The organism is Pseudoalteromonas sp. MER144-MNA-CIBAN-0113, assembly GCF_040308965.1.
Classification (GTDB): domain Bacteria; phylum Pseudomonadota; class Gammaproteobacteria; order Enterobacterales; family Alteromonadaceae; genus Pseudoalteromonas; species Pseudoalteromonas tetraodonis.
Genome location: NZ_JBEOOG010000551.1, coordinates 1 through 242 on the forward strand (window position 1 = coordinate 1; position 242 = coordinate 242).

General features: G+C 37.2%; 1 protein-coding gene. It reads left to right on the top strand.

The features are described 5' to 3' along the window. A partial coding sequence (locus tag AAEY57_RS20895) for a phosphoethanolamine transferase domain-containing protein (RefSeq protein WP_350608769.1) occupies positions 1-242 on the top strand: 242 nt, incomplete at both ends.

Consider the following 242-nt stretch of genomic DNA (forward strand, 5'->3'; position numbering starts at 1 on the left):
GCTCATAGCCTTTTTACTGTTGTTTTGTGCGTTACCTGTTTTTATATTAAGCAAAGTAAAAATACACTTTACTCGCCCTCATCAAGAAGCGATTAGTCGTATAAAACTTATTGTAGCGTGCTGCTCATTAATTGCTTTAGTGGTCGTAAACTTTTACGCCGACTACGCAGCTACTGGCCGTAATAACCGTATTTTGAAAAAAGAACTCATCCCATTTCAGTATCTCTCTAGCGGTTATAAAT